Here is a 14,304-nt window from a genome sequence, read left to right as displayed (position 1 = left end):
GGCTGACGAACGTGGGGTCAGTCTCTTCTCCCAGGGCATCTTCAACAGCCTGGAGAGGCGCCTCCGATGACGCGGTCGACGTCGCGGGCAAGCACGCCGACACCGATGCGCCGTGATGATGTCGCTGATCAACTGCATGATGATGCAGCCGACGGGCCATCCGCGCGGATCTGAGCCTGTGGTTCTGCTGCGTGCTCTGTTTGCTACACGCGGACCGCAGGTGCTGCATCGCCGACGAATCCCTCAGGGTGCTGTCCGCTGACTGGGCATCGGTTATCTCACCCGACAGGAGATGATCGCGATGCCGCGCGATGATCAGCAGCTTCGAAATGGCAAGCAGACAGACGGCGCGCCGGATCATTGGACCGCTTCGATGCGCGCGGCTATCATTGAAGAGAGACCAAATGTTCATCTACCGAATGCAATCATCTGGAGGTTGGAATGGTCTGCAGATCGACGGCGCTCGCGCTCATCGGTGTGGGAATTCTGCTCGCAGGCTCGACGCCTGCCATAGCCCAGCAGGCGGAGGTCAACGCGCCCGACCTCGTCCTCGTTAATGCAAAGGTTCTGACCCTCGATGAGCAATCCAGCGTGACCGAGGCGATCGCCGTCCGGGACGGAAAGGTTCTTGCGGTCGGGAGCAGCGCGTCGATGCGGGCGCTGGCCGGCGCGCGCACGCAGGTGCTCGATGTCGCGGGCAAGACCGTCGTTCCAGGATTGATCGATACCCATGCGCACTTCAAGGCGGCTGGCCTCGGTGACTATGTCGTCGTGATGGGCCGGGCGAAGACGGTCGCGGACGCGCTCGAGGCCATCAAGGCCTTCGTCGCCAAGAGGAAGCCGGGCGAGTGGATCGTTGGCGGCGCGTGGCATCCGCCGTCACAGCTCGCCGAGAAGCGCTATCTGACGCGGCAGGAGATCGACAGCGTCGCGCCGGACAATCCGGTCTACCTGCGCACCGTCGGGCATTTCTCGATGGCGAACTCAATGGCTTTGCAGAAGGCCGGCATCGATAAGACCACCGCGAACCCGGACGGGGGCTCGTTCGAGCGCGACGCCGCCGGCGAACTGACCGGCCTCCTCTTGGAGACCGCGATCGACCGGGTCGAGAAGGCCGTTCCGCCATGGACCGAAGAGGATGAAATCAGGCAGTTCACGCAGGCCGAAGGCGCGCTGAACAGTTTTGGCATCACGAGCGTCGTCGAAGGCGCCACGGAAGCGCGCGACATCAGCACCTTGCAGAAGCTCGCCGCGTCCGGACGAGCGACGCTGCGGACGGGACTGATGTACAGGCCGGAGCCGCCCGCTGATCTCAACGCCTGGGATGCAATCATGTCGGGGAACGGCGTATCGTCCGGCTTCGGCGACGACTGGGTCAGGTTTGCCGGGATCAAGATCTTCTACGACGGCGGCATGACGCTGAAGACGGCCCTGATGCGTGACGTCTACCCGGACTCCCACGACAATTACCATGGCATCGCGCAGCAGACGCCCGAGCGGCTGGCGCAACTCGTCTCGATCTGCCATCGCCACGGCTGGCGCGTCGGCGTGCATGTCGTCGGCGATCTCGGCATCGACCAGGTGCTCGACGCCTTCGAGGCGGCCGACAAGGAAAGGTCCATAAAGGATCGTCGTTTCGTTCTGATCCATGCGAGCCTGATCAGGCCCGAGCAGATGGAGCGTGCGCGAAAGCTGGGGCTCAGGGTCGACTTCCAGAACGTCTTCATGTGGGACAAGGCTGCGACCGTCGAGCGCTTCCTGGGGCGGCCGACAGCCGATCGCGCCGTACCGACAAAGACCCTGATCGAGACGATGGGGCTGGACAACCTCGGTGCCGGATCGGACTTTCCCGTCAACCCGATCAACCCGTTCCTCAACATGTACATCATGGTGACGCGGAAGGATCCGAGCGGCAAGGTCTACGGCGCGGCGGAGGCGATCAGTCGCGAGCAGGCGCTTCGTCTCTACACGTCGGCGGCTGCGCGCTACACGTTCGACGAAGCGCGAAAGGGGACGATCCAGCCGGGCAGGCTCGCCGATCTCACGGTCCTTTCGGCAGACTACATGACCGTCCCGGACGAGCAGATCAAGGACATCAAGGCTGATATCACGCTCGTCGGAGGAAGGATCGTCTTTCAGCGCTGACGAGATTCGCGCTGGGCTCGGTCGTCGCCCCGGCGACGATCGCGCCGACGCTGCAGGGTTGCCTGCTCGATCATGCGACTTGGAGCTGGATCGCCTTCGGCGTGGTCGGCCTGAACGAGAATCGTGCCTAGCGCCGCCCCGCAGCCGCTGCCAGCGCCGGCCTGTCGAGGAGGAGAGCGTGCGGCAGTCCGGATCAGCGAACCTCAAATCGGACAAATTTGAGGTGCGCACCGCATTATCAAGAGAATTTGGCATCCCCGATCGCTTCGATGTTCTGACGTCGGCCGCACGATAAATCCGTCGGCTCCACATAGGGAGAGCGCGCATGATCCGCCAGCAACATCGTTCCAGTCGATGGAATGCTCGCAGATGCTATAGAAATAGCCAATTGATGTTGTGCGGGTGCTTCGAAGGCCTTCGGTGCTTTGCTCACGCTGCTGCGCCTGTCTTCCGAAGAACGGCAACTAGATAGAGCAAGATAATCAATTGACAACCTGTATCGGAATGAGGTACGTACCGCATAAATGACGGTGCGGTCGCTGATTGTGCGGCGTTGCTTTGGTCCCCCTTGGGGCGGGCGTCCAGAGGTGGCGGTGCGACGTTTCAGTGTTCGCGTGTCTTGAGCCGATGTCGTCGCAGCCGTCTCGCGGTCTGATCAGGCCGAAGACGAGGCGGCTGGCATCGTCGGGGTGGGAAGCGCTGTGTGAACTCGGGCTGCGGCAGGCCGAAGCTCTCGATGTCACATCGGTGGCCGGCGGTCCGGCTTCGCGCCGGCCTGCGGGTGAGGATGTCGTTTGCGTCGGCGCGTGGTCGCGCCGGCTCTCGAGTGTCGCACGATCTACAAAAAAATGCGGGGAGAGCGCCAATGGTCAAAATCATCTCGATGCTCACGAACAACGATCTGACGGTCGAAAACGCCAGGGAAATGTTCGAGGCGTCCAATCATGCCCCGACCCAGTTCTGGGGGTTCAAGGACACCGGCATCTCGGCTGATCGTGCCGGCGAGCTCGCGAAGGTGATCGCGGACAAAGGCAAGACGATCGTCTTCGAATCGTTCGGCGAGCTGGAGGACGACTGTCTGCGTGCAGCCGAATTCGCCATCCGCAACAAGTGCAAATATCTCATCGGCTGCCAATTCCATCCCTCCGTGGTCGCCCTTCTGCAGGGATCGCCCGTGGTGTACTTCCCGACCATCGGGCGTCGCGCGGGAGTGCCGCGCTATCTCTACGGCAGCACCGAGGACGTCGTTCAGGACGGTCAGCGCGTCCTTGCGAGTGGCGCCGACGGCATCTGCCTGTCGATGTACCGCTACAAGGACGGCGATCCTCATGACCTCGGGGTGGCAGTCCTGAAGTCAGTTGGCCCTCACGCGACCATCGTCAGCGGTAGCATCAACACCTTCGAGCGCCTCAAGCAGGTGCGGAAACTGAGGCCCTGGGGCTTCACCATCGGCTCTGCCTTGTTCGACGAGGCTTTCGGCAAGGGGCTGACCTGGCCCGAGCAGATCTCGGTCCTCGATGCCGTGCTGACTTGCGACGCCGGCGCAGCGCTGACCGCCTGACGCCAGGCTGATCGGTCCCACCCGACGACATTCGCACGTCGAAACACGCTGGAGCCCATCGCTCATGCGCGGCAGATCGATGGTGCGCCGCCAAAGGTTGGAAGCATCAAAATGAAGTCCATGAAATTTGGCATCATCGTTGGAAGTCGCGGTTTCTTTCCGGGCCATCTTGCGGCGACCGGCCGGGAGCACATGATCCGCGCGCTCGAGCGGGCCGGTCACGGCTGCGTCGTTCTCAGCACGGGCGATACCGAACATGGCGCGGTGCAGTCCTTCGAGGATGCCCGCAAATGCGCCGCACTGTTCAAGAGCCGCGCTGGCGACATCGACGGCATCATCGTTACGCTCCCCAATTTCGGGGAAGAACGGCCGATCGCCGACACCTTGCGCCTGTCCGGCCTGAATGTGCCCGTCCTGATCCAGGCGACCCCCGACGATCCGTCCAAGATGTCGATCCAGTGGCGCCGCGACAGCTTCTGCGGCAAGATGTCGGCCTGCAACAACCTCCGTCAGTACGGCATCCGCTATTCGCTGACAAAGTCCCACTGCGTTGATCCGCTGAGCGATGAGTTTCAGGAGGATCTCGCCCGCTTCTCGGCGATCTGCCGCGTCGTCGGGGGGCTGCGCGGGCTGCGGATCGGCGCCATCGGCGCGCGGCCGCAGGCTTTCAACACCGTCCGCTACAGCGAAAAGTTGCTCGAGAAAGCGGGGATTTCCGTCATCACGCTGGACCTCTCGGAAATCCTCGGCCGTGTGTCGCGGTTGACCGACGACCACGCGATCGTCACCGACAAGCTCGATGCGATTCGCAGCTATATCGATATCACGGGCGTGCCCCACGCCGCCATTCTCAGGCAGGCAAAGCTTGCAGCGGTGACCGAAGAGTGGATGCGTGAGGCCGATGTGTCCATCAGCGCGATCCAATGCTGGACCTCGCTGGAGGAAAACTATGGCGTCGTGCCCTGCACGATGATGAGCATGATGAGCTCGAAGCTGATGTCCAGCGCTTGCGAAGTGGACGTCTGCGGGCTGATCGGCATGCACATGCTGGCCCTGGCCTCAGGGACACCGAGCGCACTGCTCGACTGGAATAACAACTATGGCTCGAACGCCAACAAGGCCGTGTGTTTCCATTGCAGCAACCTGCCCAAGGAGTTCTTCAGGAACTACCGGATGGACTTCCAGGAAATCATTGCTGGCACCGTCGGCAAGGACAATACCTACGGAACGGTCGACGGCTCGATCAAGTCCGGCCATATGACCTTTATCCGCGTGAGCACCGACGACACATCCGGACGGATCTGCGGATATGTCGGGGAGGGCAAGTTCACCGAGGATTCGCTGGAGACCTTCGGCGGCGCCGGTGTGGTCGAGATCCCCGAGATGCAGAAGCTGCTGCGCTACATCTGCGAGAATGGCTTCGAGCATCACGTCGCCGCGAACTTCTGCTCGGCCAGCGATGTCATCGTCGATGCCACGCGCAACTATCTCGGCTGGGATTTCCACTTGCACGACGGCAAGGCCTGACGCCGGCTGCCGGAGAGCCGGCCCCGGTCGGCTTCGATCTACGCGATCCTTTTTCGGAAACCGCTGGAGCGGCCAATGCTGCTTGGGATGAGGTACCGATGATACAGCCGATGCTCAACATGTCGGAGACAGCGGACCGCTGGAGCGTGACGCCGGAGCGTATCGCCATCATCGGCACCGGGCCGCGAGGAATTTCCGTGATCGAGCGGCTCGCCGGCAGGCTCGCTGAGCGATCAACGCTTCGATCCCTGGTGGTCTATGCGATCGACAGCGTGGAGGTCGGTTGCGGCCGCCTTTGGCGCACCGACCAGCCCGACTGGCTGCTGATGAACACGCGCTGCAAGAACGTGACGATGTTCCCGAACCCGCCAGACGGAGCGGCCTGGCGCGCGGGATATGGACCGACATTCATGGAATGGTGGCGGCAGATCGACGTCAATTATCCCGGTCCTTCGGGGTTGGCCCCCCGGGGGCTTTACGGGAAGTATCTGAAGTTCGTCCTCGACGTGGTCGAACTGAACATGCCCGAGCAGATGCACATCGAACGGGTGCAGGACAGGGTCACCGACATCGCCGAGCATGCCGGCGAGTATGTGCTGAGCTTCGAATCCGGGCGCGACAGTCTCCGTGTCGACCGTCTCGTCATCTGTTCTGGCTATCCTGTCAGCAAGGCGAAATCGGCGAGGCAGGGATCAACGGCGTCATCACGGCACCTGACCTCTTTCGACGTGCTCGAGACCTTTCAAAGCGGCCTGTCTCTCCCGGCGGACTTGTCGGGGCAGACCATCGGTCTCAGGGGGCTTGGTCTTTCCTTTTATGACGTGCTGTCGGAACTCACCCTCGGTCGTGGCGGCCGGTTTGCGCATGGCAACGATGGGGATATCCGATACGTGCGAAGCGGCCGCGAGCCGCGGCTGATCGTCGCCGGATCACGCAGCGGCTTCCCGCTGCCCATGCGCGGCAGGAACGATCGTCCCGCAGGGGTCGGCTTTGCGCCGCGATTCTTTACCGAGACACGCATCGCGAAGATCAGAGCCGAGGGGCCGGCATGCTTCCGCACCAGCTACCTGCCCTGGCTCACGGCTGAAGTGAACCTCGCCTATGTCGAAAAGACGCTCGGGCCCGATCGCTTCGACAGCTTCAGCAAGCAGCTTGACGCGTGTGACGTCAGCACCGCGACCATCATGCCGTTGATGTCGGAGCTGGCTCGCTCCTTTGGCGTGGAAGGTCTGCTCGACCTCGAAGCGATCGCCGCGCCGTTCAAGGGCATGTCGTTCCCGAGCCAGGACGCCTTCAGGCGGGCGGTGGTTGCGCTGGTTCGCCAGGATGTCGCCCGCTCCGAGGCGGGCGAGTTCACCGATCCGGTCAAGGCCGGTCTCGATGTTCTGCGTTTCATTAGGCCCCTTATCCGCAAGGCGGTGGACCTGGGCGGGCTGACCCCTACGTCCCACTGCGAATTCATCACCAGCATCGGCCCGACCATCGCCTTCCTCTCGACCGGACCTTCCCTGACTCGGGCCAGGCAACTGCTCGCGCTGATCGAAAGCGGCCTGGTTGAACTGCTTGGTCCAGGTGCGAGCTTTCGCGAGACGGATGTGGCAGGCTTCATCGCCTCGTCGAATGCGGTCGAGAACTACAGCGCGGTCGTCGATGTCCTCATCGACGCATATGTGCCGGTGCCGAATGTCGACGTCGACGACAATCCCGCCATTCGCAGGCTGGCCGATGCCGGACTGCTGAGGAGCTTCATGGGCAGCGGCGGCGTCCAAGTCACCGCCAAGCCGTTCCATCCGGTCACCAGGGACGGCGAAGTCAAGGACCGCATCCATGTGCTCGGAATCCCCACGGAGGCTGCCAGGTGGTTCTTGCATGTCGGCGTGATCGAGCCGGGCGTGTGGGACGAATTCATCGACGACGCCGACGCGATCGCAACCGTCGCCATCGAGAAGCTCGTGCCGAGCAATCCAGGGCTGGATGAGCGCGGCAGCGAAAACGCCGGAGGGGGCGCTAGGCGGAGTCCGAACAAGTATCTGGTCTGACGCAAACGGCGCCGACGGCTAAGCAACAAGACGGGTGGGGAGATGCAGAACCGGGTTTTTGGACATGTCGACGGCGTCGACATCCACGAGGTCACCCTGCGCTCGGACGATGGCATCGAGGCCAGGATCCTGACATGGGGCGCGGCCGTACGGGACCTGTTGATTCCCACAGCTCGCGGCCGGCAAAGGGTGGTGGTCGGCTACAACACGCTGGACGACTATGTCGCCGACACGGCCTATGCCGGGACGATTGCGGGGCGCTTCGCCAACAGGATCAGGAACGGCCGTTTCGACCTCGATGGCCTGGTCTGCCAGCTGCCTCTCAATCAGGACGGCAAGCATATGCTGCACGGAGGTGGCGACGGTCAGAGCTTCAGCCGGAGGCCCTGGATGCTCGACACCCATGATCCATCATCGGTGACGATGTCGCTGCGCTCTCCGGATGGCGACGCCGGTTTTCCTGGTAATCTCGACGTTCGCTGCGTCTATCGGCTGCTTGGTCCGGCGACCCTGCGGGTAGAGCTGACTGCCACGACCGATGCTCCGACGCTCTGCAACCTTGCGAGCCATGGCTACTTCAACCTCGAACTGGCGCCCGGCTTTGCCGATGCGGCCGTGCCGAACGCAATCGACCATGAATTCCTGGCGGAGGCGGATTTCTACACACCGGTCGACGACGATCTCATTCCGACCGGCGAAATCCGGTCGACCTCCGGCACGCCGTTCGACTTTCACCGCCAGAGACCGCTGCGCAATCCGGACAACGTCACCTATGACATCGGCTTCGTCTTGCGCCGGCAGCCCGTGCCGGACAACGATCTGGTCCATGCCGGAACGCTGTTCGGGCCACGAACGGGAATGGCCCTCGACGTTTTCACGACCGAGCCGCACCTCCAACTCTACGACGGCGGCAGCTTCAAGGGGCCGGCCGTCGGCCTCGACGGCGCGCGTTACGGCAACCATTGCGGCATCTGCCTCGAGCCGCAACGCTACCCTGACAGCCCCAACCATCGACACTTCTCCGACGCCGTGCTGCGGCCCGGCGACACCTATCGGCAGGTGACGGAGTATCGTTTCCGCGCATCGTGACACGCAACGAAGGGCGAGCAAGATGGGATTTTCCTTCACGAACCAGGATCAGCAGACCCTCGTATTGATGCAGTCTGTTGCGGAAGCAACAGCACAGGCGGCCGGCCGCCTGGCTCTGTCCTATCTGCGTCAGAACAAGCCGCTCGAGATCGAAACCAAGGGTCCGCAAGACTTCGTCACAGCGGTCGACAGGGCCGTCGAGCTGCTGATTAGGAAGCGCCTGCAGGAGGCCTTCCCCTATCACGCCATTCTTGGCGAGGAGTTTGGGCTCGATCGGGAAGGCGAACGGATTGTCTGGGTGCTCGATCCGATCGACGGCACCTCGAACTTCATGCGCGATCGCCCGAGCTGGTGCGTTTCGATCGGGGCTGCGATCGAAGGCCAACCGGTGCTGGGTGTCATCTACGATCCGGTCAAGGACGAACTCTACAGCGCTGCGGCGGGTCGGGGCGCGACGCGCAACGGCGAGCCCATCACCGTCAACATGCAGAACTCGGCCGGCAAGTCCGTCTTCGGCGTCGGCTTCACTCGCGGCAAGAGCGCTGCAGCACACGCCCGGCAGATCAATCACATCCTCGAACATGGCTGCGAGTACCGGCGGTTTGGTTCGTCGGCCATGATGCTCGCCCAGGTCGCTGATGGTCGGTTGGACGGCTATGCCGACGCGCGGACCAGCGTCTGGGACGTGATCGCCGGGCTGGTCCTGGTGCGCGAGGCGGGCGGGGTGATCGAGAGCTTCATCGAAAGCGGCGCGCAGGACGGAGCGATCCTGGCTGCCGCGCCAGCCGCCGCCGAAACGGCGTCACGCCTGCTTGCCATCGACCTTCAACACGACCTGCGGCAACCCGCCTGATGGTCAGCGGCGGGGACGCCGCGATCGCCAATGCACCGGAAATTCGCCTGGAGGAGGACATGCGAGCTCAGCAGAGAACCGGTCTTTACAAGCCGGAGACGGTTGCGGAAGCGCTTGCGGCGCTTTCCGATCTGGGGGGCGGGACGATCATGGCCGGAGCCACATGGATCATGCGGGCGCCATTTCGTCGGGAACCGATGAAGCCGGCCTATGTCTCGCTCGCGCAGGTTCCTGAACTGCATCGCATCGAGGTGACGCAAACCCATGTGAGGATTGGCAGTGCTGTCACCCACGCAAGGCTCGTACGCGAACTACAAGCGCTTCCGGAATTGAGCGGGCTGGTGACGGCGGCCGGCGATTCCGCCAATCCTGCCGTCCGTCAGGCAGCAACCGTAGGCGGAAATCTGTGTACGGCGGATTTCGCTGCCGCGGACCTCGTCCCGGCACTGCTTTGTCACGATGCCGAAGTCGAGATCTTGACGACGGAAGGTCGCGAGCTCTTGAGCCTCGATGCCTTCCTTGGCCTTCGGCAGATGCTTGAAAGCGCCTATCTGCTCGTGTCCGTGCTTGTCCCGCGGCGCCCACTTGCCTCCGCCCATGCGCGCTTGCCGCTCAGGAAGGCCGGAGATTATCCGGTGGCGATCGTCAGTGTTGCCGTCGAACGTCGGCCAGACGGTTACATGCGAGGAGCCGCCATTGCCGTTGGATCGGTCGAAGCTGTCGCCCGGCGATGGCGCGGCCTGGAACGGGCGGTTGAGGGGCTGCCGCTCGATGCGATGCGCATCCACCAGCTTGCCCTCGATCTGGCCGACGAGTTTGTCGGTCGGGACGGACCCGAGGTGCCCGGATGGTATCGCGTCAAGGTATTGCCGACCCTGGTGCGGCGCGCCTTCGCAAAGCTGCAGCAACACTAGCAGGAGCGGAAAGACATGGCGGTCCGCATCGAGGTGAACGGCGAAGAGCGCAGTTTCGACGGAGACGTGGTGACGCCGCTGCTGGATGTTCTGCGCAACAGCTTCTTCCTGACCGGCGCCAAGGACGTCTGCCGGGAAGGCTTCTGTGGCGCCTGCATGGTCCACGTCGACGGGGTGCCCGTGATCTCCTGTCTGACTCCGGTCGGACTGGTCGACGCCAAGAGCGTGTTGACCATCGAGGGGCTCGGCGATGAAGGTGATCTTGTTCCCCTGCAGCGGGCCCTCGAGGAGGAGGGCGCCGTCCAGTGCGGCATGTGCTTTCCCGGCATCGTCATGAGCCTGACGAACCTGCTCGCGCAGCAGCCTTTGGCCACGCGCGACGACATCAAGCGTGGGCTCTGCGGCAACGTCTGTCGCTGCACCGGCTACGAGCGCATCGTCGATGCCGCGCTGACGCTTGCGAGGAACGAGGGGCGCACAGATGTCTGAAGCAGAAGCCCTGGCTGCGGTGGTCAATTTCGCGAGGCGTGACGCCCGGGACAAGTTGCGTGGACGCACCCGCTACATGGTGGATCAGGTCCGGCCGGGGATGCTGCACGGCTTCGTCCTGCGCGCAACCATGCCGTCGGCGCGGATCGTGAGCATCGACACGTCCGCCGCGCGCAGGATGCCTGGCGTGAGAGCTATCGTCACCGCGGAGGATGCGCCCGGCAGGTTCGGCATCGGCATTGCCGACCAGCCTCTCTTTGCGAGCGACGTCGTGCGCTATCACGGAGAGCCGATCGCGGCCGTTGCTGCGGATACGCTTCGGCAGGCGCGGGAAGCGGCGGCCGCGATCGGCGTCAGGCTGGAGGCGATGCCTGCGGTCCTGACCATGGCCGAGGCCCTGTCCAGCCATGCGCATCTCGTGCACCGCGATTGGAAGCGCTACGAAGTGCTGCTCGAGGCCGAAGGCGGCAGGCGAGGCGGCAACATCGCCTGGGAGGCGACGGTTGCACGCGGAGATACGGCGGCGGCCTTTGCCCGCAGCGACGTCGAAATCATCGAAAGCAGCTTCCGGGTCGGCCGGCAGAGCCACATGCAGCTCGAGCCGCGCGGGGCTATCGCCTCCTATGAGGACGGCAGGATTCACCTGGTCGCCTCGACGCAGGCGCCCTGGACCGTGAAGAACGTGACCGCGCGTGCACTCGGTCTTCCTCCCTCCCAGGTTCGTGTCACCGTGCCGCCCGTCGGTGGCGGCTTCGGAGTGAAGTACGGCTGTTCGATCGAGCCCTATGCGGCTGCGCTTGCGCTGGTGGCGGGGAGGTCCGTCGCCGTCATCAACTCACGGCAGGAAGAACTGCAGACCTGCCCGTGCCGGGAGAACGCCGAGATCCACATCCGTTCAGCAGTCACCAAGTCGGGAGATATCGTCGGCCGCGAGGCCACGGTGCTGATGGATTGTGGCGCCTATGGCGGCGAGCAGATCTATCTGACGACGATGACCGCGCATACGCTGGGATCGGCCTATCGCCTCGGCGCGGTCAAGATGACCAGCCGCGCGGTCTATACCAACACCCCGCCCAATGGCGCGTTCCGCGCCTGCAACGGCGTCTACAACGTCTTCGCGCTCGAACGTCACACGGACGAGATCTGCAGCGCCATCGGCATGGATCCGCTGGAGTTCAGGCGCCGCAACGTGCTTGGCGACGGCGACATCGGATCGACGGGGCAGGTGTTCGAGGGACATGTCCTCGGACCGATGCTGGACCGCATGCAAGCAATGTCCCGCTCCCGGCCATCCAAGCGAGCCGAGGCAGGGGAGCGCCTTTACGGCAAGGCGACCACGGTGGGGACCTGGTTCGTGTTTGTCGGGCCCTCCGCGGCCACCGTCAACCTCAACCCCGATGGCAGCGCCACGCTGGTGACGGCCGGGGTGGAAATCGGGCAGGGCACCATGATGCAATCCCTGCCGCAGATCGTTGCGGCCCGGCTCGGCATTCGGCCCGACGACGTCGTGGTCCATGCCGCCGATACCGATGCGGCGGGCTTCGACGTGGGCGTGGGCGGCGGGCGGACGACCGTGTCACTTGGCGCGGCCGCCTCAGTCGCATGCGACGAGGTGCGTCGGAAGCTGCTCGAGGTCGCGAGCAAGATGCTGCAGACCAGCCCCAACCAGCTGGTACTGAAGAATGGCCATGTGGAAATTATCGGGAGAGCTGGCGGGGGCATCTCGCTCGCCAGGATCGCTGAGCATGCTCAGTCGGTCAGCGGCCCGATCTCCGGCAGCGGCTCGTTCACTCGCGCGGGAGTGCCCGCCATGATGGGTTGCGCGGCGGGGCACTTCCTGGATGCCGTCGACATTCCCGTCTTTGCCGTCCACGAATGTGAAGTCGCGATCGATCCGGATACCGGACATGTCGAGGTCCTCAGCTATCGGGTGGTGCAGGACGTCGGACGGGCGCTCAACCCGAGCGCCATTCACGGCCAGATTCAGGGCGGCGTGATCCAGGGACTCGGCTACGCGCTGCACGAAGAGGTGACCATCGATCCCGAGGGGCAGATCGCGCAGTCGGGTTTTGGCAGCTACAGGGTCCCGCTGGCGCAGGACGTGGTCCCCGTGGAGATCGCGTTGCACGAAGGCGCGCCTTCGATGGGGCCGTTCGGGACAAAGGGAGCGGGCGAAGTGCCCATCCTGAATGTCGGCGGCACGATCGCCTGCGCCATCGCCAACGCCATCGGCAAGAGAGTGCAGGAGCTGCCGCTGACCCCGCCACGTGTCCTGAGCCTCATGCTCGACAGGACGGAAGACCTCGATCTGCGGCACGCGCCGTTCTAGCCGCCCTTCGCACAGCACATCGAGCCATCGCAATGAATCGCCCGATTGGAGTGTAGAACTGACATGGCCGCGACAAGCACCGCCAAGATCGTGCCGGACAATGATTATGTCGTCCGGTTCCTGGGCTCCTGGACCTACCGCGCCAACGCCTTCCGAGTGGCCGATCTGCTGGTGGCCGAAGACATCACGGACCGGACATCCATCCTCGGCGTCGCCAAAGGTGACGATGTGCTCGCCGAACTCGTCGCCTTCCTTGCGGATGCGCGGCGCTTCGTCCGGACTATCGACCGCAGGCTCAGCATCGGCATCGTCTTTGCCGTGTGGAAGGAGGTTCGGCGACTCCAGCCTTATTCCGCGGACAATCCGACCGGCGAAGACGCCTTGCGCGCCAAGGTGGCGGAGTTGGAGTGGCTGTTTCGCGACACGCCGGTGACCTGGAGCATCTACATCGTCGACGACGAGTGTCCCGATGGAAGCCTCGAGGTCGCACGGACAATCGTCGACGAGGCAGGATGGAAGAACATCGTCCTGCTCAAGCTCCGCGACGCACTGCCGTCCTCGGAGCTGCCGCTGTCCAAGCTCGACGGCGCCATGTCCTCGACAAAGGGCGGGGCCATCCTCCATGGCCTGCAGCGGGCCGCGAAGGACGGGCACGACTATGTCATGTACACCGACTGCGACAACAGCAATCATCTGGGCCAGATCGGGCTCTTCCTGCGCGAATTGTCGGGCAAGGGAAAAAAGGCGGCGATCGGCGACCGCCGGGCCACGCGCATTTCCGAATGGCAGACGACGCGCGAGAGCGAATCCTACGCCAACTACATCTTGAAGCGCGTCCACGCGCTGCTGGATTTCGACCTGCTTCTTGGGGACGTCACCTGCCCGTTCAAGATGTTCGAACGGGAGTATCTCCTGGGCCTGCTCGAACGCATGGACGTTTTCGACTTTTGCGTCGATTTCGACATCGTCGGCTATCTGAAGACTAGCGGCGCGCCGGTTGCGATCGTGCCCATCGTTTCGGTGGACTCCGACAGCGAGACGACCTGGATCGCGCTCACCAATGTCAAAGTGTGGTGGCAGAAACTGCACGGCTTCATCTATGTCATCGAAAAGTACAAGCTCGCTCACAATGAAAACGCCGCCAGCCTGGTTCGGGAAAAGCTTTGGACGCAGGACAATATCCGGAAGGTCCTCGAGGTCGCTGCCGGTGGTGTGACCTCCAATGGTCGCCGCCTGACCGCGGAGGAACAGCTCGCGATGCCTTTCGCGGAGGTCGACGGCTGGATTCGGTCTGCACTGGCAACTGGCGCCACCTGAACGCATCTCCCGGTGAAGATCGCTCAGCGAGACGGTTGCAG

Annotated in this window: 10 protein-coding genes; all 10 read left to right on the top strand. The window is 63.6% G+C overall.

Annotation, left to right across the window (positions count from 1 at the left end; all coding sequences use genetic code 11):
- Positions 1-441: 441 nt before the first annotated feature.
- The 10 genes from ACQR1L_RS23145 (at position 442) to ACQR1L_RS23100 (ending at position 14,263) form a co-directional block, all read left to right on the top strand.
- Positions 442-2,145, top strand: a complete 1,704-nt coding sequence (locus tag ACQR1L_RS23145; RefSeq protein ID WP_434860229.1) for an amidohydrolase — start codon at positions 442-444, stop codon at positions 2,143-2,145.
- A gap of 787 nt (positions 2,146-2,932) precedes the next feature.
- Entirely contained in the window at positions 2,933-3,706 is a 774-nt protein-coding gene (locus tag ACQR1L_RS23140; protein ID WP_434860228.1) for a hypothetical protein, read from the top strand.
- A gap of 192 nt (positions 3,707-3,898) precedes the next feature.
- Positions 3,899-5,233 (top strand): L-fucose/L-arabinose isomerase family protein, encoded by a 1,335-nt coding sequence (locus ACQR1L_RS23135; protein ID WP_434860227.1) that lies wholly within the window; start codon positions 3,899-3,901, stop codon positions 5,231-5,233.
- 98 nt (positions 5,234-5,331) lie between these two features.
- The gene (locus ACQR1L_RS23130; protein ID WP_434860226.1) at positions 5,332-7,272 is read left to right on the top strand and encodes an FAD/NAD(P)-binding protein; all 1,941 of its coding nucleotides are present in this window, start codon (positions 5,332-5,334) and stop codon (positions 7,270-7,272) included.
- Between the two features lie 42 nt (positions 7,273-7,314).
- Positions 7,315-8,361 (top strand): aldose epimerase family protein, encoded by a 1,047-nt coding sequence (locus ACQR1L_RS23125; protein WP_434860225.1) that lies wholly within the window; start codon positions 7,315-7,317, stop codon positions 8,359-8,361.
- 22 nt (positions 8,362-8,383) lie between these two features.
- Positions 8,384-9,214, top strand: a complete 831-nt coding sequence (locus ACQR1L_RS23120; RefSeq protein ID WP_434860224.1) for an inositol monophosphatase family protein — start codon at positions 8,384-8,386, stop codon at positions 9,212-9,214.
- A complete protein-coding gene (locus ACQR1L_RS23115; protein WP_434860223.1) occupies positions 9,214-10,128 on the top strand; it encodes an FAD binding domain-containing protein in 915 nt (304 codons plus the stop codon). Before ACQR1L_RS23120 ends, ACQR1L_RS23115 begins: the two co-directional genes overlap by 1 nt.
- Positions 10,129-10,143: 15 nt before the next feature.
- Complete coding sequence (locus ACQR1L_RS23110; RefSeq protein ID WP_434860222.1) at positions 10,144-10,617, top strand: (2Fe-2S)-binding protein; 474 nt, start codon at positions 10,144-10,146, stop codon at positions 10,615-10,617.
- Positions 10,610-12,946, top strand: coding sequence for a xanthine dehydrogenase family protein molybdopterin-binding subunit (locus ACQR1L_RS23105; protein WP_434860221.1), 2,337 nt, complete (start codon positions 10,610-10,612; stop codon positions 12,944-12,946). The genes ACQR1L_RS23110 and ACQR1L_RS23105 overlap by 8 nt, the downstream gene beginning before the upstream one ends.
- Positions 12,947-13,009: 63 nt before the next feature.
- Positions 13,010-14,263, top strand: coding sequence for a glycosyltransferase family 2 protein (locus ACQR1L_RS23100; RefSeq protein WP_434860220.1), 1,254 nt, complete (start codon positions 13,010-13,012; stop codon positions 14,261-14,263).
- The last annotated feature ends 41 nt before the right edge of the window (positions 14,264-14,304 follow it).

The organism is Bradyrhizobium sp. HKCCYLR20261, assembly GCF_051168435.1.
GTDB lineage: Bacteria > Pseudomonadota > Alphaproteobacteria > Rhizobiales > Xanthobacteraceae > Bradyrhizobium.
Note: the sequence above shows the minus strand (reverse complement) of the source record. Positions and strands in the feature narration are given on the sequence as shown.